Origin of the sequence: Streptomyces sp. NPDC088766, from assembly GCF_044750845.1 — a bacterium.
Lineage (GTDB): Bacteria > Actinomycetota > Actinomycetes > Streptomycetales > Streptomycetaceae > Streptomyces.
This window is the reverse complement of sequence record NZ_JBIVKQ010000015.1, coordinates 108159-126675: the sequence shown is the minus strand read 5'-3', so window position 1 is coordinate 126675 and position 18517 is coordinate 108159. Positions and strand designations below refer to the sequence as shown.

The following is an 18517-nucleotide window of genomic DNA, read 5'->3' as shown; positions in this document are numbered from 1 at the left end:
CATGGGCGGAGGCTCACACCTTTCGATGACTCGGTGAAGGGAACCGCACGGTCCGTACGGTCCCCCAAGGGTAAAGGATCGGCAAAAGGCCGTGTCGGCCACCCCGGCTCGGCCGCCCGACCGGAGCGCCGTCGGCTCAGCCGGTCAGCGGCTTCACCCAGCGCCGCCACTTCTCCTCCGGCATGTACCCCGCCGCACGCCACGCATGATGGGCCGTCTCGTTGCGCGTCAGCACCATCGCGTCGGCGCGCCGCCCCCCGAGCCGGACGAACCGCTCCTCCGCGGCGGCGAGCAGCGCCGCACCGATGCCCTGACGGCGGTACGCCGGGTGCGCCGCCAGCCGGTAGAGGTGGCAGCGCCAGCCGTCGAAGCCGGCGATCACCGTGCCCACCAGCTCACCGCCGCGCTCCGCCAGGATCAGCGCCTCGGGGTCGCGGGCGACGAGCCGCTCCACACCCTCGCGGTCGTCGCTGATGCTCGTGCCCTCGGCGGCGGCCTTCCAGAAGGCCAGCACGGTGTCGAGGTCGTCGGGTGTCGCGGCCCGTATCCGCAGATCAGACATGGGGCGATCCCATCACGCGAGAAACACCCCGGCGCCGAATTCCAGCATCCGGACGCCCGCAGCCGTTCCACGCCGGGGCGCCGGCCCCGGCTTCCCGGAGGCGACGACCACCCCCGGCCTCGCGGTCGCGCCGACCGTCCCCGGGCTTTCCGGCGGAGCCGAACGCACCGGTTCTCCGGTGGTGCGGGACGGCCCCGGCTGCGCGGTGCGCCGAACGGTCCTGGTCCCCGGTGGTGCCGGCCACGCACGGGCCCTCCGGTGGTGCCGGCCGCCTTGCCCTCCCGGCGCGCCCGCCGAGCACGGCAGGCCCCGCCGCGCCGGCCCCCGCCGCGTCGGCGTCCTCAGTCGTGTGCGATGGCCGACAGCACGTTCATCCGTGAGGCCCGCAGCGCCGGCAGCAGGGCTGCCACCACGCCCACCACCGCCGAGCCGACGACGACCGCGACGATCGTGCCCCACGGGATCGCCAGCGCCTTCATGCCCTGCAGGGCCAGCAACCGCTGGGTGCACACGCCCCACACCAGCCCCAGCACCAGCCCCAGGACCGCGCCGAACACCGCGATCACCACCGACTCCAGCCGGATCATCCGGCGCAACTGCCGACGGGACAGCCCGATCGCCCGGAGCAGTCCGATCTCCCGGGTCCGCTCCACCACCGACAGCGCGAGGGTGTTGACCACGCCGAGGACCGCGATCACGATCGCCAGGCCGAGCAGGGCGTACACCAGGTGGAGCAGCACGGCGATCTGATCGTGCACCAGCTCCTTGTAGTCGGCCTGGTCGCGCGCCCGCACCTGCGGATACGGGTCGAGCGTCCGCTCCAGCCGGGGCCGCAGTTCGTCCGCGTCCGTGCCGGCGGCCGCGTTGACGTACAGCACGGAGTCCTGCCCGCCCGGCACGTACGCCTCGACCGTCCCGATGCCGAAGACCAGGCCGCCCTCCATCCCGAAGCCCTCGGCGGAGTCCTGGTCGGTGAGCGCGCCGACCCGGAAGGAAGCGGTCCGCCCACCGGGGAACTCGACGGGGACCACGCTGCCGACCCGCACGCCGTGGTCCTCGGCGAAGTCGACGTCCATGCCGATCGCCCCGTCGGCCAGCGCGGCGGCGGTGTTCCCGCGCGCGTACGTCACACGGGCGACCTCGTCGACCCGGCGGTCGTACCCGGCGGCCGTCGTCCTCACCCGCTCGCCGTCCGGCAGCCGTACGGCGACCGGCGCGAACCGCTGCCGCACGACGACACCCACCCCTTCGGTCCCGCGGACCCGGTCGGTGACCTCCCGGGAGAACGGGGTGAGGTTGGTGTTCTGGATCACGAAGTCGGCGCCCAGCGTCTCGTCGATCTGCCGGTCGAAGGACTTCGACATCGAGGCGCTCGCCACCGACATGCCGACCACCAGGGCGAGGCCCACCATCAGCGCGGCCGCGGTGGCGCCGGTGCGGCGCGGATTGCGCAGGGCGTTGCGCCGGCTCATCCGGCCGATCGAACCGAACAGGGCAGGGAAGGCCGCGCCGAGCACCCGGATCACCGGGCGGACGAGCAGCGGACCCGCGACGACCGTGGCGATCAGGGTGAGGACGACGCCGAGACCCAGCAGGGAGGCCGCGGACGCCGTCCGTGACGCGGTCGCGCAGCCCACCAGGGCGGCCGCGCCCAGGACGCCTACGACGGCCCCGACCACCGCACGCGCCTTCAACGGCCGGTCCACGCCGGCCACGTCCCCGTCCGCCAGGGCCGCCATCGGCGACACCGCGGCCGCGCGGCGGGCCGGGAGGCAGGCGGCCGCGAAGGTGACGCCGACGCCCACGGCGTACGCCGAGAGGGGGGTGGCCCAGCCGACGACCATCTCGGCGGTGCTGAGGTTCATGCCGAAGGCGCTCATGAGCCGGATCAGCCCCGCCGCCAGTCCGATGCCGGCCGCGAGACCCAGCGTCGAGCCGACCAGGCCGAGCAGCACGGCCTCGGTGAGGACGGAGCGCCGTACCTGGCGGCGGTCGGCGCCCAGGGCGCGCAGCAGGCCCAGTTCCCGGGTGCGCTGGGCGATCAGCATCGAGAACGTGTTCACGATCAGGAACACGCCCACCAGCACGGCGACCCCGGCGAATCCGAGCATCACGTACTTGACGACGTCGAGGAAACCGCCCAGTTCGGCCGCCGCCGACTTCGCCTGCTCGTCGGCCGTCCGCACGTCGTAGGGCCCGGCACCGAGCGCGGCGGCGACCCGGGGTTTCAGCTCCGCGTCGGCCACCCCCGCCGCCGCCTGGACGGAGATGCCCGTGGCCAGGTCCGCCGAGCCCAGCAGCCGGGTCGCGGCGACCTCCGGGGCGAGGAAGACCAGGGCGGCACCGGGGTTGGTGGTCTTGAAGGTGGCGATGCCGACGACCTCGACCCGGAACGAGCCCGGCTGAGCCATCACGGTCAGCGTGTCGCCGGTCCGCACACCCTTCCTGCCGGCGGTGTCGGCGTCGAGCACGGCCTCGCCGTCGCCCCGCGGGACCCGGCCCGAGGTCAGCTCCACCGGGCTGCGGTCGGTGAGGTACCAGTCGGTCGCGACGGTGGGTGCGCCACTGGTCGGTCCGACGGACTCGTTCCCGCCGTCGACGACGGTGATGTTCTCCACGCTCACGTCGGCGTGCGCGGAGGCGACCCCGTCGACGGCGGCCACCCGGCCGGCGAGGGCGGCGGGCACGGTCTGCACCGCGCCGGTCGGCACGGAGGCCTTCAGGTCGTCCCTCGGCTCCACCGTCAGGTCGGCCGACGTGGACGCGAAGAGGCGGTCGAAGGTCCGCGTCACCGTGTCGGAGAAGATCAGGCTGCCCGCGACGAAGGCCACGGACAGCACGACGGCGAGGGCGGACAGCAGCAGCCGTCCCTTGTGCGCGAGGAAGCTCCGCAGCGTCGCCTTCAGCACCTGCTCAGTCCTCCTCGGGGGCGGCGCCGGACTGGGAGCGGATCAGGTCGAACCGTTTCATGCGTTCCAGCACCGCCTCGGCCGTGGGCCGCTCGATCTCGTCCACGATCCGCCCGTCCGCGAGGAAGAGCACGAGGTCGGAGTGGGCGGCGGCGCCCGGGTCGTGGGTGACCATGACGACGGTCTGACCCAGGTCGTCCACCGCCTGGCGCAGGAACGCGAGGACCTCCAGACCGGCGCGCGAGTCGAGGTTGCCGGTCGGCTCGTCCGCGAAGATCAGCTCGGGGCGGGAGGCGAGGGCACGGGCACAGGCCACGCGCTGCTGCTGGCCGCCGGAGAGCTGGGACGGCCGGTGCCCGAGGCGGTCGCGCAGACCGAGCGCGTCGACGACCTGGTCCAGCCACTTCCGGTCCGGCTTGTGACCGGCGATGTCCATCGGCAGGGTGATGTTCTCGACGGCGTTCAGGGTCGGGATCAGATTGAACGACTGGAACATGAACCCGATGCGGTCCCGCCGGAGCCGGGTCAGCTCCCGTTCCCTCAGCCCCGTGATCTCGGTGCCGCCCAGCCACACCCGACCGGCGGACACGGTGTCGAGTCCGGCCAGGCAGTGCATCAGCGTGGACTTCCCGGAGCCCGACGGACCCATGACCGCGGTGAACCGCCCGCGGACGACGTCCACGTCCACCGCGTCCAGGGCGAGCACGGCCGTCTCGCCCGAGCCGTACGCCTTCGTCAGTCCCCGGGCGCGGGCCGCGAGGTCCCCGGCCGAGGAGAGACCGGGGGCGTGCTGCGCAGCAGGTGTGGACAAGGCTGCCTCCTCGCTCGCGTGGACATGCCGTGCCGACGTCCCGGCCGAGCGTAGTGTGACCGGGCGTGCACCCGGTATCACTTTTCGGTTCCCGTCCGCCCTTGCCGGTGCTAGCGGATCGGCGCTAGCTTCGAGGTATGGCGAAGACCCAGCTGAACGTGCGCGTCGACGAGGGCACGGCCAGGGCCGCCCGTGAACGCGCCACCGCGCGCGGCATGAGCGTCAACCGCTACATCGAGGAACTGGTCAGGCAGGACACCGGCGAGGCGGGCCACACGTTCGTCGAGGCCGCCGCCGACTTCATGAAGCGGTACGAGAACGTCTTCGCGGAGGAGTTCGGCACGCTCCGCGAGGGCGGCACCCACGAAGGCCGCCGCTGACCCCTTGAGCGACCTCACGATCGACCTCGCCTGGCTCCTGATGATCGCCGAGCAGAAGACACCCGGAGACCCCCAGGTCACCGACTGGGGTGCCCTGGTGGCGGCGGTGGCGCGCCACGACGCCCGGATCTTCGACGTCCCCGTCTACGACTCGCCGCACGCCCGCGCGGCGGCACTGCTGCAACTCCTCCTGCACGTCCCCGCCCTGGAGCGCTCGAACGCCCTCTTCGCGTGCGCCGTCGCCTACGCCTACCTGGTGGCGAGCGGGGCGAAGGTCGTGACCTCCCCCGAACAGGTCCGCGACCTGGCCCGCCTGGCCAAGACCGGCGAGGCGTCGGTTCACGACATCGCGCGGGAACTGCGCCGCTGGAGCCTGTGAGGAGCCTCGCCGGCTCCCTGAACGCGCTGCCCGGACAGCACTAGCGAGGCGCCCCGTCGGTGACCGGCCGCCAGGCCGTGCCCAGTCTGCAGTACGACGGGGGCAGCGCCGGTCCGTTCTCCGGGACCAGCAGACGCCGGTACGGGCCGAGTTCGAACCCGGCGTCGCGCAGTGCCCCGACCGGATCGCGGGAGAGGTGGCAGCCGCCGCTGAGGAGTGGCCACACCGTCCGGTCCAGCGTGCGCTGGGTGAAGGTCATGGCCGGGCCGCCGCCCGTGCCGTGCTCCAGGAACCGCACCTCGCCACCGGGCCGCAGCACCCGCCGTACCTCGGCGAGGGCCCGCGGCAGGTCCCGCACGCTGCACAGGACCAGCGAGAGCACCGCCGCGTCGAAGGCCTCGCTCCTGACCGGCAGGGCCTCGGCCGCGCCCGGTACGACATCCACCGGCACCTCGGCCCGCAGCGCGGCCCGCACCGCCAGCGCGTGCAGGAGCCGCTCCGGTTCGATCGCCACGACCTCCGAGACCGTACTCGGGTAGTGCGCGAAGTTCAGGCCGTTGCCCGCGCCGATCTCGATGACGCGGCCGGAGAGCCCGGCGAGCAGCCGGCCGCGCAGCGCGGCCAGGCCCCCGTGCGTCTCCGCGGTCACGCTCAACCGGGCGTAGCAGCGTGCGAACAGCGGGTGGTGGACGGGATCGCCGGGCACCTTGCCGGAGCCGGTGGACCGTATCGCCATGGCGACCTCCCGGGCAGGACGGGCCTACCGGGATTCTCCCCCGTACAGGCCCGTCGCGCCCCCGCTTCCGCGTCGAACTGCTCGGCTTCCTCGGCTAGGGAGCCGAAGGAGCCGAAGAAGCGGACCGGTCCCCTCGCGAGACCGGGGACCGGCTCCAGGGCTCCGGTCGCGTCCGGCTGCGGAAGGCCTCCGCCTCCCACGTCCCGTCCAGCCGGGACGCCAGCCAGCCGGGCGCCGCCGCACGGAAGTCGGCCGGGGCGAGCGACCCCGAACCGGCGGGCAGCGCGCCGAGCAGCGGGGCGCCGGCGACGTCCGGCAGGTCGGTGACGTTGCACCGCGTCGCCAGGTCGGGCGAGTCGGGCCAGGAGCCGATCACCACCCCGAGCAGCTCAAGTCCCCGCAACCGCAGTTCACGGGCCGTCAGGTCGGTCGTGTTCAGCGTGCCCAGCCCCGCCGACGCCACCACCAGCACCGGCGCCCGCAGCAGCTCCGCTGCGTCGGCCAGCGTGCCGCCCGCCTCGTCGAACCGCACCAGGAGCCCGCCGGCCCCCTCGACGAGGACCAGGTCGTGCTCGGTGGCCAGCCCGGCCGCCGCGTCGGCGACCTCACGCGGCCGCACGGGCACCATCCCGGCCCGGAGGGCCGCCGTCGCCGGCGCCAACGGCTCCGGATAGCGGGCCAGTTCGGCGGTCGTGACGTCACCCGCCAGCCGCGCCACCTCGTCCGCGTCACCGCGCTCGTCCGGCCGTACGCCGGTCTGGGCGGCCTTCAGGACGGCCACCGAGCGGCCCGCCGCGAGCGCGGCCGCGGCGACGGCGGCGGTCGTGACCGTCTTGCCGACCTCCGTGCCCGTCCCCGTGATCACCAGGATCGGCATGGTCATCCCTCCCGCGCCGCCGCGCACACGGCCCGCGCGATCCGCGCCAGGTCCTCGTCGCCGGTGACGTACGGCGGCATCGTGTAGACGAGGTCGCGGAACGGCCGCAGCCAGACACCCTCGCGCACGGCTGCCCGCGTGGCGGCCTTCATGTCCACGTCGTGGTCGAGCTGGACGACCCCGATGGCACCGAGCACCCGTACGTCCTTCACGCCCGGCAGGTCCGCGGCCGCGGCCAGTCCCTCCCGCAGCCCCGTCCCGATCCGCCGGACCTCCGCGAGCCAGTCCTGCCCGAGGAGCAGCTCGATCGAGGCGCAGGCGACCGCCGCGGCCAGCGGATTGCCCATGAACGTCGGACCGTGGGCCAGCACCGGCACCTCGCCCCGCGAGATGCCGTCGGCGACCCGGGCCGTGCACAGCGTCGCGGCCATCGTCAGATAACCGCCGGTCATCGCCTTGCCGACGCACATCACATCGGGGGTCACCCCGGCGTGCCCGGCGGCGAACAGCGCGCCCGTGCGGCCGAATCCGGTGGCGATCTCGTCGAACACCAGCAGCACGCCGTGCTCGTCGCACGCCTCGCGCAGCACCGTCAGGTACGCGGGGGAGTGGAACCGCATCCCGCCCGCGCCCTGCACCACCGGCTCCACGATCACCGCGGCCAGCTCGTCGGCGTGCCGCCCGATCGCCGCGCGCAGCTCACCCGCGTACGTCTCGTCGTACTCGGTGGGCGGCGGGCCGACGAAGACCTGCCGGGGCAGGACCCCGGTCCACAGGTCGTGCATCCCGCCCTCGGGGTCGCACACGGACATCGGCTGCCAGGTGTCCCCGTGGTAGCCGCCGCGCCAGGTCAGCAGCCGCTGCTTGTGGGGGCGGCCCAGCGAGCGCCAGTACTGGAGGCACATCTTCACCGCGACCTCGACCGACACCGACCCCGAGTCGGAGAGGAACACGTGCTCGAGCCCCTCGGGCGACATGTCGACGAGCAGCTTCGCCAGCCGTACGGCGGGCTCGTGGGTGAGCCCGCCGAACATCACGTGGCTCATCCGCCCGAGCTGGGCCCGCGCCGCCTCGTCGAGCACCGGGTGGCGGTACCCGTGGATCGCCGACCACCAGGAGGACATGCCGTCGACCAGCTCGCCGGAGCCGTCGGCGAGCCGCAGCCGGACCCCGCTCGCCGACTCCACGACGAGCGGGTCCACCCGGCCCGGCATCGGACCGTACGGATGCCACACGTGCCGCCGGTCGAGGTCCAGCAGCTCGGACACGTCCCGCTCAGGCATTGGGTGCGAGGTCCGTCCCGGCGCCCCGGCGGCGGACGGCGACCAGGTCCGTACGGGCCTCGTTCGCCTGCGGGGCGGAAGCCGAACCGCGGACACCGCCGCCTTCGTGCGACCCGCAGACACCGCCGTCCCCGTGCCCGGCGCAACCGCCGGCGTCCTCGAAGGACCCGCAGCCGCCGGCCCCGTGCGCACCGCAGCCGCCGCCGGCCCGGTGCTCCGGCAGCGTCACCTCGCCCGCGCCCTCCACCTCGAACCCGGCGTCCGCGATCATGTCGAGGTCCGCCTTGCCGGCCTGGCCCTCGGTGGTGAGGTAGTCGCCGAGGAAGATCGAGTTGGCCAGGTGCAGGGCGAGCGGCTGCATCGTGCGCAGGTGGACCTCACGGCCGCCCGCGATGCGCACCTCCACGTCCGGGCAGACGAACCGCACCATGGCCAGGATGCGCAGACAGCGCTGCGGGGTGAGGTTCCACTCCTTGGCCAGCGGGGTGCCCTCGACCGGGATCAGGAAGTTCACCGGGACGGAGTCGGGGTCCAGTTCGCGCAGCGAGAAGACGACGTCGACCAGGTCCTCGTCCGACTCGCCCATGCCGGCGATCAGACCCGAGCACGCCGACAGACCGGCCGCGTGGGCCTTCTGCACCGTGTCCACCCGGTCGGCGTACGTGTGCGTGGTCGTGATGTCCGCGTACGTCTCCTCGGACGTGTTCAGGTTGTGGTTGTAGGCGTCCGCGCCCGCCTCGCGCAGCCGCTCCGCCTGACCGTCGGAGAGCAGGCCCAGGCAGGCGCACACCTCGACGCCCTCGTTCTGGTCCTTGATCGCCCTGATGGTCTCGGAGACCCGGTCGACGTCCCGGTCGGTCGGACCCCGCCCGGACGCCACCAGGCAGACCCGCTTGGCGCCCCCGGCCAGCCCCGCGGCGGCGGCCCGCGAGGCCTCGTCGGGCTTGAGCCAGGTGTACTTGAGGATCCCGGCCGTGGAGCCGAGCCGCTGGGAACAGTAGGAGCAGTCCTCCGGGCACAGGCCCGACTTCAGGTTGACGAGGTAGTTGAGTTTCACCCGTCGCCCGAACCAGTGACGGCGCACCCTTCCGGCCGCGGCCACCACGTCGAGCAGGTCGTCGTCGGACGTGGCCAGCACGGCCAGCGCCTCTTCGCGGGTCGGCAGCTCGCGCCGAAGCCCCTTGTCCACCAGCGTGTTCAGCAGGTCCATGAGAGCCGATCCTGTCTTACCGACCCGTGCGCGGGCCAGGGAGAGTTCGTACAACGAAGGGCATTCGAGGTGTGGGTATTGCCACACCATGGGATACGCGACGTACGGCTAGTGTCTGTCCACTGCCTACAAATCCCCCGGAGGACGAGCCATGGCGTTCGGCTGGATCGACGAGCGGGCGCAGGCGCGCCGCACCGCCGGACTCGTACGGACCCTGCGTCCCCGTCCGGCCGACTCGCCGCTCCTGGACCTCGCGAGCAACGACTACCTGGGCCTGGCCCGCCACCCCGGGATCACCGAGGGCGCGGCGCGGGCCGCACGGACCTGGGGCGGCGGCGCGACCGGCTCCCGGCTCGTCACCGGCACCACCGAACTGCATGCCGAACTGGAGCGGGAGCTGGCCGACTTCTGCGGCTTCGAGGCGGCCCTGGTCTTCTCCTCCGGTTACGCCGCCAACCTCGCCGCGGTCACCGCGCTGGCCCCGCACGGCTCCCTGATCGTCTCCGACGCGGGCAACCACGCCTCGCTCATCGACGGCTGCCGGCTGGCCCGCGGCACGACGCAGGTCGTCGCGCACGCCGACCCCGACGCCGTGCGCAAGGCGCTGGGCACGCGCGGCGGCCCGGCCCTGGCGGTCTCCGACACGGTCTTCTCCGTCGACGGCGACGCGGCCCCGCTGGCCGCCCTCGCCGACGCCTGCCGGGAGCACGGTGCCGGGCTGGTCGTCGACGACGCCCACGGTCTCGGTGTCCTCGGCGCGGGCGGCCGTGGCGCGCCGCACGCGGCGGGACTGGCGGGGGCGGAGGACGTCGTGGTCACGGTCACGCTGTCCAAGTCGCTGGGCAGCCAGGGCGGCGCCGTGCTCGGACCCGCGCGCGTGATCGACCATCTGGTCAACGCCGCCCGGACCTTCATCTTCGACACCGGCCTCGCCCCGGCGGCGGCGGGCGCGGCCCTGGCGGCCCTGACGCTGCTGCGGCGTGAGCCGGAACGTGCGGCACGCGCGCGTGCGGTGGCGGGTGAGCTGCACGCGCGCCTGACGGCCGCGGGTCTGGAAGCGGTGCGTCCGGACGCCGCGGTCGTCTCCGTGCGGGCTCCGTCCCCGGAAGCGGCCGTGCGCTGGGCGGCGGACTGCCGGGCGGCAGGCCTGGCCGTGGGCTGCTTCCGTCCTCCTTCCGTGCCCGACGGCGTCTCACGCCTGAGGCTGACCGCCCGCGCGGACCTTCGCGAGGAGCAGATCGAACGCGCCGTACGGGTGATCGGCGCGACGCGGCCGTGAGCCGGCGCGACGCGGCCGTGAGCCGGGAGACGGTGGCCGGCCGGCGGGCCGGGATCAGCGGAACGCGGCGGTGAAGTCCGTCCAGCTCCCGGGGGAGAAGAGCAGGGCGGGCCCGGCCGGATCCTTGGAGTCGCGTACGGCGAGCAGGCCGGCCCACGGTCCGCGGTCCGGGCGGGCCGTCTCCACGCAGTTGTTGGCCCCCGTGCTGTAGCTGCTGCGCAGCCACCGCAGAGCCTGCGGGTGGGGGAGGCCTGGCGGATCGGTGCTGGAAGGTACGTTCCGAGGCAGTGCGGTCATGGTGCCTCCTTACGCGCCGTCACCTGTCGCGGCGAGGTAGTCCAGTGAGTCCCCGGGCGAAAGAGCGTGCGCCCGAAGGGCGTTGAAGGCCTCGGTGTAGGCCTGGAGGTCTTCTTTCCGTTCGAGATGGACGCTACTCGTCAAGTGGTCGAGAACGACCACATCCAGATCGGAAGCGCTCGAAAACGAGAAGATGACGAAAGGGCCGGTGACGCCGATGTGCGCCCCGGCGCTGAACGGCAGCACCTGGAGCCTGACCTGGGGCAGCCGGGCCGCCTCCACCAGCCGCTCCAGCTGCCGGGCCATGACCTCGGGACCGCCCACCTCCCGCCGCAGCACCGCCTCGTCGAGCACCGCGTCCAGCTCCAGCGGCGGCCGGGCCCGCAGCACGCCCTGCCTGGCCAGCCGCACCTCCACCAGCGCGTCCAGCCGGTCCTCGGTGAGGCCCTCCACCGCGGCCCGGGTCACCGCACGGGCGTACGCGGGAGTCTGCAACAGCCCCGGCACGACGGTGGTCTCCAGGGTGCGCATCGCGCTCGCCTGCGACTCCAGACTGATGAAGTCCCGGTAGGTGGGCGGCAGGACCCCGCGATAGGCGTGCCACCAGTGCTCGCGGCCGTCACCCTCGGCCGGGCCGGCCAACGCCAGCATCAGCTCCCGCAGTTGCGCGTCGTCCACGTCGTAGGCGTCGAGGAGCAACCGCACGTCGGCCGGTTTCGTACCGCTGGTGCCGGTCTCGATCCGGCTCACCTTCGACTGGTGCCAGCCCACCAGCCGGGCCGCCTCGCCACTGGTGAGGCCCGCACGGGAGCGCAGCGCCCGCAGTTCGGCGCCCAGCTTCCGGCGGCGCACCGCGGGACCGTGCTGCACGGGACCTCGTCACTCCCTCCGGGCCGTCCGCATACGCTCCGCGGTAGCAGAGTTCACCGCATCGAGCGACAGATATATGCACATCTTGGTGGATCGCCACCCGTGACCGGCATGTTGATGGCACTCTGGCGACGAAGCACCAGTCCGGGACCGTACTCGAACCATCCGCACCGTGTCGGGCTCCGGTCCCGTGGGAAAGGGACGACGTCGCCATGGCAGACCACCTGGAAGCATCCGTCACTCTGCCGAGCGATCCCGCCTCGGTGTCCACTGCCCGCACCCACGTGCTCGACACCCTCGCGCAGTGGGGCCTCCCGGCCACCGCGGAGCTGGCCGACACCGTCCGCCTGATCGTCTCCGAGCTGGCCACCAACGCCGTACAGCACACCTTCGGGCAGTCGCCCACCTTCACCGTGGACCTCGTCCTCGACCGCGACGAGCGGCTGTACGTCGGCGTCACCGACAGCCATCCGCGCTTCCCCCAACGGCTGCCGGCCGCCGTCCAGCAGGACAACGGCCGAGGCATGGTGATCATCAGATGGCTGACCGCGGAGCGCGGCGGCAGGCTCCGGGTCCGCCCCACCCGCGAGGGCGGCAAGACCGTCTTCATCGAACTGCCCTGGACGGTCCCCGGCGAGCCCGCCGGCAAGGTGGCGCCGGCGACGGCGGCGGGGCCGCAGGACCTCTGACGGGCCTCGGGGGCCGCTCGGGCTCCGCGGTGCCCCTCCGGGGGCCTGGAGACCCTCCGGGCCCCCATGGAGCCTCTCGAGGCCGCCCTGACCCCCGCGACGCCCCTCGGGGGCCGTCCCGGCCCGCACGGTGCCCCTGCGGGGCGGCCCGGACCCCGCCGCGCCCCTCGGAGGCCCCCAGGGCCGGGAGCGGATCCCGGGCCGGTGGCGGCGCGTCAGGACGCCGCCACCGCCCCGGGAGGTCACTTGACCCGGCCGTACCAGACGCTCTTGGTCCAGATCTTCTGGAGCCTCACCACGTCCCCGGTCTTCGGGGAGTGCCAGATCTTGCCCTTACCGGCGTAGATCCCGACGTGGTAGACGTTCGACCCCGAGTGGAAGAACACCAGGTCCCCTGCCTTGCGGCTGCCCGCGGAGACGTGGCGCGTCTTGTTGTACTGCTGCGCGGCCGTGCGCGGCAGCTTCTTGCCGGCCTTCTTGAACGAGTACAGCGTCAGCCCGGAGCAGTCGAACCTGTTCGGCCCGGTGGCCCCGTACCGGTACGGCGAGCCCTTCTTGGAGGCAGCGATCTGAAGTGCCTTCGTCGCCGGGGTGGCGGCAGCGGCGTCGGACGCCACACCCGGGACCACGATCGAGCCGCCGACGGCGGCGATGGCGAACGCCGAGGCCGTACCGGCCCGGGCCATGAGCGACGGGACACGATTGAGCGCAGTCATGCGCAACCCTTCGTCAGCCGCCTGTGAAGGATGACCTGTCGGATTCGGGCTGGCGAAGTTGCCCGGCCGCTGCTGCGGCTTCACCCCAAGGGCTGCTCGGCCCGGCGCCTCCCCTGTCGGGGACGGCCGGTCCGGCGACCCGGCTTGCTCGGGTCCTCCACTCCTGCCGGTGCACTCCTGTCGACTCGGGCATCCGGGTGGCGGCAGGACTCGGCGTCCGCCCGGACCGCCCCGCCGCTTGTGGCGGGGGCTTGTCGTCAGTCACGGATCTTGACTCACCGATGTCCGAAAATCCCAACGGAACCGGGGATTTGTGGGGTTACTCACCACTCGCCCGTTCGGGTGGACATCCTGATGTTCGATCAGATGTCAAGGTGCCACCAGGCCTCCGACCAGCACGGGAACCTCGGATTCCGCCCACTTTGGCCGTCCTCCGCGCAACTTGTAGGGGTCGGGGAAAGTGGCCATCGGTACGCCGAACAGGGGTACGCCGTTCGGTCCGTTTGTGTCCCGGTCCGGACGTCACGCGCTCCGCGCCCGTCGCCCGGACCGGACGGACGCGGGTCAACCGTCGGAGAGCGGCGGCACCGTGACGCGCGCCGTGCGGCGCTCCCCGTCGAGGAGGCGCAGCGCCCGCGCGAGCGTGGGCGCGTGCAGCTCGCTCTCGCCCCGTTGGTGCATCAGCGTCAGCGCGTCCCGCAGCGCGGTCGCCCGGCTCACCAGCGCCTGGGCGGCCCGCAGTCCGCCGTACGTGTCGCCGCGCCGGGCGGGGTTGACGCGGCCGACCAGGTCGACCACCTCCAGGTAACGGTCTATCAGCTCGGCCTCGGCGCGGGTCAGCGCCGGCAGCGGCGGCAGCTCGGGAAGCATCGGCGGCTCACCCCGCGTCCGGGATGTGGCGGGCGGGCGGTCGGGCCATGGGAACCCCCTCCTTCGGCATCGGTAAAAAATGTACAGGACGTACGTCACGTTAGAATGGGTTCATGGCCTACGAGATTCCGGTGACACAAGCCAGGGCTGAACTCGCCGACCTGATCAACCGGGTGGTGTACGGCGGCGAGCGCGTCGTCGTGACGCGGCACGGCAAGCCCCTCGTCGCCCTCGTCTCCGCCTCCGACCTGGAGCGGCTCGACGCGCTGGACGCGCCCGACGCCCCGGCCGGGGAGCGGGTGATCGGCTCGGTCCCGGCCGTCCGCGACGCGGCGTCCGCCTCCCGCGAGCGGCAGCGGTTCGGGATCGCGGCGGAACACCGCGGGCCCGATGCCTCCTAGTGCTGTGACCGGAAAGGTTTGCCGGAAAGCTCGCGGCGTCCGGTGCGGTGCCTCGCAAGGCGGAGCATGACCCGCGTACTGGATGTACTCGGGTCGTGCGACAACGCCGCGAGGTGGCGTGCCGGGCGTCGCGAGCCGGTGAACCTTTCCGGTCACAGCACTAGACACGCGCACCGCACGTGCTGACCGGACCCACGGACCGCAGCCACGCCGGCCCCGCGGACCCGAGGTGCACCCGGCCGCGCACCGGGCGCGCGGATCACGGCTCGGTTAACGTCCTCGAAACGCGGTCCCATTAGCCTGCCCCTCCACGCCACCAGGCACTTTGCCCGATGGCCGCGGCAACCGGACCCCGCACGGTCCGGAGCGAGGAGGTGAGGTGGGACGTGCAACTGACCCCGCACGAGCAGGAGAGACTGCTCATCCATGTGGCTGCCGACGTCGCCGAGAAGCGCAGGGCCCGGGGACTCAGGCTCAACCACCCCGAGGCCGTCGCCCTGATCACCGCACACATCCTCGAGGGGGCGCGGGACGGCCGTACCGTCGCCGAGCTGATGGCCTCCGGCCGCAGGCTGCTCACCCGTGACGACGTCATGGAGGGCATCCCCGAGATGATCCACGACGTGCAGGTCGAGGCGACCTTCCCGGACGGCACCAAGCTCGTCACCGTCCACGACCCGATCGTCTGAGGGGGGCCTCGATGATTCCCGGCGAGATCCTGTTCGCGTCCGGCCCGATCGTCTACAACGCGGGCCGCGAGATCACCCGGCTCACCGTCCTCAACGCCGCCGACCGGCCCGTCCAGGTCGGCTCCCACTACCACTTCGCCGAGGCGAACCCCGGACTGGAGTTCGACCGCGCCGCCGCGCGCGGCAAGCGGCTGAACGTCGCCGCCGGCACCGCCGTGCGCTTCGAACCCGGCATCCCCGTCGACGTCGAACTCGTACCGCTCGCCGGCGCCAGGGTCGTGCCCGGTCTGCGCGGGGAGACCGGAGGTGCCCTCGATGCCTGAGATCTCGCGTGCCGCGTACGCCGACCTGTTCGGGCCGACCACCGGGGACCGCATCCGGCTCGCCGACACCGACCTGATCGTCGAGATCGAGGAGGACCGCTGCGGCGGGCCGGGCCTCGCCGGTGACGAGGCCGTGTTCGGCGGTGGCAAGGTCATCCGGGAGTCCATGGGCCAGGCGCGCGCCACACGCGCGGACGGCACGCCGGACACCGTCGTCACCGGGGCCGTCGTCGTCGACCACTGGGGCATCGTCAAGGCCGACATCGGCATCCGCGACGGGCGCATCACCGGCATCGGCAAGGCCGGCAACCCCGACACCATGGACGGCGTCCACCCCGACCTGGTGATCGGGCCCGAGACCGAGATCATCGCCGGCAACGGACGGATCCTCACGGCCGGCGCGATCGACGCGCACGTCCACTTCATCTGCCCCCAGATCGCCGACGAGGCGCTGTCCGCGGGCGTGACCACCCTGGTCGGGGGCGGCACCGGGCCGGCCGAGGGTTCGAAGGCGACCACCGTGACGCCCGGCCCCTGGCACCTGGCCCGCATGCTGGAGGCGATGGAGCAGTATCCGCTCAACGTCGGTTTCCTCGGCAAGGGCAACACCGTCTCCCACGAGGCGATGCTCTCCCAGATCCGGGGCGGCGCGCTGGGCCTGAAGCTGCACGAGGACTGGGGCTCCACCCCGGCCGTCATCGACGCCTCCCTCACGGTCGCCGACCGCACCGGCATCCAGGTCGCCATCCACACGGACACGCTGAACGAGGCCGGATTCGTGGGCGACACGCTCGCGGCGATCGCCGGCCGCGGCATCCACGCGTACCACACCGAGGGTGCGGGCGGCGGGCACGCGCCCGACATCATGACCGTCGTCTCCGAGCCGCACGTGCTGCCGAGTTCGACGAACCCGACCCGGCCGTACACCGTCAACACCGCCGAGGAACACCTCGACATGCTGATGGTCTGCCACCACCTGAACCCCGCGGTGCCGGAGGACCTCGCCTTCGCCGAGTCCCGGATCAGGCCTTCCACGATCGGTGCGGAGGACATCCTCCACGACCTCGGCGCCATCTCGATCATCTCCTCCGACAGCCAGGCGATGGGCCGCGTCGGCGAGGTCGTCCTGCGGACCTGGCAGACGGCGCACGTGATGAAGCGACGCCGGGGCGCGCTGCCCGGGGACGGCAGCGCCGACAACCACCGCGTACGCCGCTACGTCGCCAAGTACACGATCAATCCCGCGCTCGCGCAGGGGCTGGCGAGGGAGATCGGCTCCGTCGAGACCGGCAAGCTGGCCGACCTCGTCCTGTGGGAACCGGCGTTCTTCGGTGTCAAGCCGCACCTCGTCATCAAGGGCGGGCAGATCGCGTACGCGCAGATGGGCGACGCCAACGCGTCCATCCCCACCCCGCAGCCGATCCTGCCGCGCCCCATGTACGGGGCGATCGGCCGGGCGCCGGCGTCCAACTCGTTCAACTTCGTCGCACCACTGGCGATCGAGGACGGGCTCCCGGAACGCCTGCAACTCGGCAAGAGGTTCGTCGCGATCGACTCCACGCGGGGCGTCACCAAGGCCGACATGCGGGAGAACGACGCCCGGCCGCGGGTCGAGGTCGACCCCGACAGCTTCGCCGTACGCATCGACGGCGAACTGGTCGAGGCGGCACCGGCAACCGAGCTGCCCATGTCCCAGCGCTACTTCCTCTTCTGATGAGCCCGCGATGAGCAGGGCGGCACTTCTCGTCCTCGCCGACGGGCGCTTCCCCGCCGGCGGGCACGCCCACTCCGGCGGAGCCGAGGAAGCGGTCAAGGCGGGCCGGATCACCGGCGCGGCGGACCTGGAGGACTTCTGCCGGGGCCGGCTGCACACGGCCGGGCTGGTGGCGGCGGCGCTGGCCGCGGCCGCGGCGGCCGGGGCCGACCCCGGCGAACTGGACGCCGCCGCCGACGCGCGGACACCGTCGCCCGCGCTGCGGGTGGCCGCCCGCCGACTCGGCCGGCAGTTGCTCCGGGCGGCGCGTGCCACCTGGCCCGACGCCGAACTGGACGCGTTGGCGAGGAAGTTCCCCAAGGGGGCGCACCAGCCGGTGGTGCTCGGGCTGACGGCCCGTGCGGCCGGGCTCGAGCCCCGGGACGCGGCGTACTGCGCGGCGTACGAGAGCGTGAGCGGTCCGGCTTCGGCGGTCGTGCGGCTGCTGGGCCTCGATCCGTTCGAGGCGACGGCTGTGCTGGCGCGGGTGGCCCGTGAGGTGGACGGGCTCGTCGACCGGGCGGTGGCGGCGGGCATGGCGGTGCCTGGCGAGGGGGTGGGGGTGCTGCCCGCGGTGTCCGCGCCGTTGCTCGAGATCGGGGCGCAGGCGCATGCGGGGTGGGGCGTGCGGTTGTTCGCGTCCTGAGGTTCCTCGCCCCCCGCCGCCCCTTCCCTTCCCGTCACCGGGCTGCGCCCCCGGACCCCCGGACCCCCATCGGCCCGAACGGCCCCGTCCTCACACTCCCCCGGGGAGGCACCCCGGACGGGGCTCGTGCAGCCCAGCCAGTCGAAAAAGGAGCCGTACATGCACCTCGACCACTCCCATCACGGTCCCGCCGCCGTCAGTGCCGACGCCCGGCGGCCCGACGGGGCCCGTCGCGCGCTGCGGATCGGGCTCGGCGGGCCCGTCGGGTCGGGGAAGACCGCCACCGTGGCCGCGCTCTGCCGGGCGCTGCGCGACGAGTTCTCCCTGGCGGTCGTCACCAACGACATCTACACCCGCGAGGATGCCGAGTTCCTGCTGCGGGAGGCCGTGCTGCCGCCCGAGCGGATCACGGCCGTCGAGACGGGGGCCTGCCCGCACACCGCGATCCGGGACGACATCTCCGCCAACCTCGAAGCGGTGGAGGACCTGGAGGACGAGGTGGGGCCGCTGGACCTCGTCCTGGTCGAGTCCGGCGGGGACAACCTCACCGCGACCTTCTCCAAGGGGCTCGTGGACGCCCAGATCTTCGTCATCGACGTCGCCGGAGGGGACGACATCCCCCGCAAGGGCGGACCCGGCGTCACCACCGCCGACCTCCTCGTCGTCAACAAGACCGACCTCGCGCCGTACGTCGGCTCCGACCTCACCCGGATGGCCGCCGACGCCAAGGCGCAGCGCGCCGAACTGCCCGTGGTGTTCCAGTCGTTGCGGAGCGAGGACGGCGTACGGCAGGTCGCCGCGTGGGTCCGGGAGCGGCTCGCCGCGTGGACGGCCTGA

General features: G+C 73.1%; 21 protein-coding genes. 10 read left to right on the top strand and 11 right to left on the bottom strand.

What is annotated here, in order from left to right; translation table 11 throughout:
- Positions 1 to 136: 136 nt before the first annotated feature.
- The 3 genes from ACIP5W_RS21835 to ACIP5W_RS21825 form a co-directional block, all read right to left on the bottom strand.
- Positions 137 to 562 carry a GNAT family N-acetyltransferase gene (locus ACIP5W_RS21835; protein WP_401475910.1) on the bottom strand — a complete coding sequence of 142 codons (426 nt, stop codon included), beginning with the start codon at positions 560 to 562 and terminating at the stop codon, positions 137 to 139.
- Positions 563 to 903: 341 nt separating this feature from the next.
- Positions 904 to 3471: an ABC transporter permease gene (locus ACIP5W_RS21830; RefSeq protein ID WP_401475907.1), complete on the bottom strand. Its 2568-nt coding sequence runs from the start codon at positions 3469 to 3471 to the stop codon at positions 904 to 906.
- A 4-nt stretch (positions 3472 to 3475) separates the two neighbouring features.
- A complete protein-coding gene (locus tag ACIP5W_RS21825; protein ID WP_401475904.1) occupies positions 3476 to 4282 on the bottom strand; it encodes an ABC transporter ATP-binding protein in 807 nt (268 codons plus the stop codon).
- A 137-nt stretch (positions 4283 to 4419) separates the two neighbouring features.
- Here ACIP5W_RS21825 and ACIP5W_RS21820 point away from each other — a divergent pair, with 137 nt between their 5' ends.
- Together ACIP5W_RS21820 and ACIP5W_RS21815 are read left to right on the top strand one after the other, a co-directional pair.
- Positions 4420 to 4662: a toxin-antitoxin system HicB family antitoxin gene (locus ACIP5W_RS21820; protein WP_401475902.1), complete on the top strand. Its 243-nt coding sequence runs from the start codon at positions 4420 to 4422 to the stop codon at positions 4660 to 4662.
- A gap of 4 nt (positions 4663 to 4666) precedes the next feature.
- Positions 4667 to 5041: a fic family toxin-antitoxin system, toxin component gene (locus ACIP5W_RS21815; RefSeq protein ID WP_401475899.1), complete on the top strand. Its 375-nt coding sequence runs from the start codon at positions 4667 to 4669 to the stop codon at positions 5039 to 5041.
- 40 nt (positions 5042 to 5081) lie between these two features.
- On the opposite strand, the gene ACIP5W_RS21810 is transcribed toward ACIP5W_RS21815, so the two are convergent.
- The 4 genes from ACIP5W_RS21810 to bioB all read right to left on the bottom strand — a co-directional run bounded on the left by ACIP5W_RS21810 (position 5082) and on the right by bioB (position 9147).
- Positions 5082 to 5777 (bottom strand): class I SAM-dependent methyltransferase, encoded by a 696-nt coding sequence (locus ACIP5W_RS21810; RefSeq protein WP_401475896.1) that lies wholly within the window; start codon positions 5775 to 5777, stop codon positions 5082 to 5084.
- A 94-nt stretch (positions 5778 to 5871) separates the two neighbouring features.
- Entirely contained in the window at positions 5872 to 6654 is a 783-nt protein-coding gene (gene bioD / locus ACIP5W_RS21805) for a dethiobiotin synthase (RefSeq protein ID WP_401476055.1), read from the bottom strand.
- Positions 6655 to 6656: 2 nt separating this feature from the next.
- Positions 6657 to 7937, bottom strand: a complete 1281-nt coding sequence (locus ACIP5W_RS21800) for an adenosylmethionine--8-amino-7-oxononanoate transaminase (RefSeq protein WP_401475893.1) — start codon at positions 7935 to 7937, stop codon at positions 6657 to 6659.
- The gene (gene bioB, locus ACIP5W_RS21795; protein WP_401475890.1) at positions 7930 to 9147 is read right to left on the bottom strand and encodes a biotin synthase BioB; all 1218 of its coding nucleotides are present in this window, start codon (positions 9145 to 9147) and stop codon (positions 7930 to 7932) included. The genes ACIP5W_RS21800 and bioB overlap by 8 nt, the downstream gene beginning before the upstream one ends.
- A 151-nt stretch (positions 9148 to 9298) precedes the next feature.
- Here bioB and ACIP5W_RS21790 point away from each other — a divergent pair, with 151 nt between their 5' ends.
- Positions 9299 to 10426: an 8-amino-7-oxononanoate synthase gene (locus tag ACIP5W_RS21790; RefSeq protein WP_401475887.1), complete on the top strand. Its 1128-nt coding sequence runs from the start codon at positions 9299 to 9301 to the stop codon at positions 10424 to 10426.
- 54 nt (positions 10427 to 10480) lie between these two features.
- On the opposite strand, the gene ACIP5W_RS21785 is transcribed toward ACIP5W_RS21790, so the two are convergent.
- Entirely contained in the window at positions 10481 to 10723 is a 243-nt protein-coding gene (locus ACIP5W_RS21785; protein WP_401475884.1) for a DUF397 domain-containing protein, read from the bottom strand.
- A gap of 9 nt (positions 10724 to 10732) precedes the next feature.
- A complete protein-coding gene (locus tag ACIP5W_RS21780) occupies positions 10733 to 11593 on the bottom strand; it encodes a helix-turn-helix domain-containing protein (protein WP_401475881.1) in 861 nt (286 codons plus the stop codon).
- Between the two features lie 212 nt (positions 11594 to 11805).
- On the opposite strand from ACIP5W_RS21780, the gene ACIP5W_RS21775 reads away from it, so the two are divergent.
- A complete protein-coding gene (locus tag ACIP5W_RS21775; protein WP_401475878.1) occupies positions 11806 to 12282 on the top strand; it encodes an ATP-binding protein in 477 nt (158 codons plus the stop codon).
- A gap of 242 nt (positions 12283 to 12524) precedes the next feature.
- Here ACIP5W_RS21775 and ACIP5W_RS21770 read toward each other — a convergent pair whose 3' ends face one another.
- Positions 12525 to 12998 carry a C40 family peptidase gene (locus tag ACIP5W_RS21770; RefSeq protein WP_401475875.1) on the bottom strand — a complete coding sequence of 158 codons (474 nt, stop codon included), beginning with the start codon at positions 12996 to 12998 and terminating at the stop codon, positions 12525 to 12527.
- Between the two features lie 564 nt (positions 12999 to 13562).
- Positions 13563 to 13868, bottom strand: a complete 306-nt coding sequence (locus ACIP5W_RS21765) for a hypothetical protein (RefSeq protein WP_401475872.1) — start codon at positions 13866 to 13868, stop codon at positions 13563 to 13565.
- A 113-nt stretch (positions 13869 to 13981) separates the two neighbouring features.
- Between ACIP5W_RS21765 and ACIP5W_RS21760 the strand changes: the two genes are divergently transcribed.
- The 6 genes from ACIP5W_RS21760 (at position 13982) to ureG (ending at position 18517) form a co-directional block, all read left to right on the top strand.
- Entirely contained in the window at positions 13982 to 14269 is a 288-nt protein-coding gene (locus ACIP5W_RS21760) for a type II toxin-antitoxin system Phd/YefM family antitoxin (protein ID WP_401475869.1), read from the top strand.
- A 386-nt stretch (positions 14270 to 14655) separates the two neighbouring features.
- Positions 14656 to 14958: an urease subunit gamma gene (locus tag ACIP5W_RS21755; protein WP_363089819.1), complete on the top strand. Its 303-nt coding sequence runs from the start codon at positions 14656 to 14658 to the stop codon at positions 14956 to 14958.
- 11 nt (positions 14959 to 14969) lie between these two features.
- Entirely contained in the window at positions 14970 to 15281 is a 312-nt protein-coding gene (locus tag ACIP5W_RS21750) for an urease subunit beta (protein WP_401475865.1), read from the top strand.
- The gene (locus ACIP5W_RS21745) at positions 15274 to 16995 is read left to right on the top strand and encodes an urease subunit alpha (protein WP_401475862.1); all 1722 of its coding nucleotides are present in this window, start codon (positions 15274 to 15276) and stop codon (positions 16993 to 16995) included. Before ACIP5W_RS21750 ends, ACIP5W_RS21745 begins: the two co-directional genes overlap by 8 nt.
- Positions 16996 to 17005: 10 nt before the next feature.
- On the top strand, positions 17006 to 17680 hold the full coding sequence (locus ACIP5W_RS21740; protein WP_401475859.1) for an urease accessory protein UreF: 675 nt from the start codon (positions 17006 to 17008) through the stop codon (positions 17678 to 17680).
- Between the two features lie 159 nt (positions 17681 to 17839).
- Entirely contained in the window at positions 17840 to 18517 is a 678-nt protein-coding gene (gene ureG / locus ACIP5W_RS21735; protein ID WP_401475856.1) for an urease accessory protein UreG, read from the top strand.

Coding starts and splice junctions, on each gene's coding strand:
- ACIP5W_RS21790 (WP_401475887.1), top strand. CDS start 9,299: ATGGCGTTCGGCTGGATCGACGAGCGGGCGCAGGCGCGCCGCACCGCC.
- ACIP5W_RS21810 (WP_401475896.1), bottom strand. CDS start 5,777: ATGGCGATACGGTCCACCGGCTCCGGCAAGGTGCCCGGCGATCCCGTC.
- ACIP5W_RS21745 (WP_401475862.1), top strand. CDS start 15,274: ATGCCTGAGATCTCGCGTGCCGCGTACGCCGACCTGTTCGGGCCGACC.
- bioB (WP_401475890.1), bottom strand. CDS start 9,147: ATGGACCTGCTGAACACGCTGGTGGACAAGGGGCTTCGGCGCGAGCTG.
- ureG (WP_401475856.1), top strand. CDS start 17,840: ATGCACCTCGACCACTCCCATCACGGTCCCGCCGCCGTCAGTGCCGAC.
- ACIP5W_RS21820 (WP_401475902.1), top strand. CDS start 4,420: ATGGCGAAGACCCAGCTGAACGTGCGCGTCGACGAGGGCACGGCCAGG.
- ACIP5W_RS21775 (WP_401475878.1), top strand. CDS start 11,806: ATGGCAGACCACCTGGAAGCATCCGTCACTCTGCCGAGCGATCCCGCC.
- ACIP5W_RS21740 (WP_401475859.1), top strand. CDS start 17,006: ATGAGCAGGGCGGCACTTCTCGTCCTCGCCGACGGGCGCTTCCCCGCC.
- bioD (WP_401476055.1), bottom strand. CDS start 6,654: ATGCCGATCCTGGTGATCACGGGGACGGGCACGGAGGTCGGCAAGACG.
- ACIP5W_RS21835 (WP_401475910.1), bottom strand. CDS start 562: ATGTCTGATCTGCGGATACGGGCCGCGACACCCGACGACCTCGACACC.
- ACIP5W_RS21765 (WP_401475872.1), bottom strand. CDS start 13,868: ATGCTTCCCGAGCTGCCGCCGCTGCCGGCGCTGACCCGCGCCGAGGCC.
- ACIP5W_RS21760 (WP_401475869.1), top strand. CDS start 13,982: ATGGCCTACGAGATTCCGGTGACACAAGCCAGGGCTGAACTCGCCGAC.
- ACIP5W_RS21800 (WP_401475893.1), bottom strand. CDS start 7,937: ATGCCTGAGCGGGACGTGTCCGAGCTGCTGGACCTCGACCGGCGGCAC.
- ACIP5W_RS21770 (WP_401475875.1), bottom strand. CDS start 12,998: ATGACTGCGCTCAATCGTGTCCCGTCGCTCATGGCCCGGGCCGGTACG.
- ACIP5W_RS21750 (WP_401475865.1), top strand. CDS start 14,970: ATGATTCCCGGCGAGATCCTGTTCGCGTCCGGCCCGATCGTCTACAAC.
- ACIP5W_RS21785 (WP_401475884.1), bottom strand. CDS start 10,723: ATGACCGCACTGCCTCGGAACGTACCTTCCAGCACCGATCCGCCAGGC.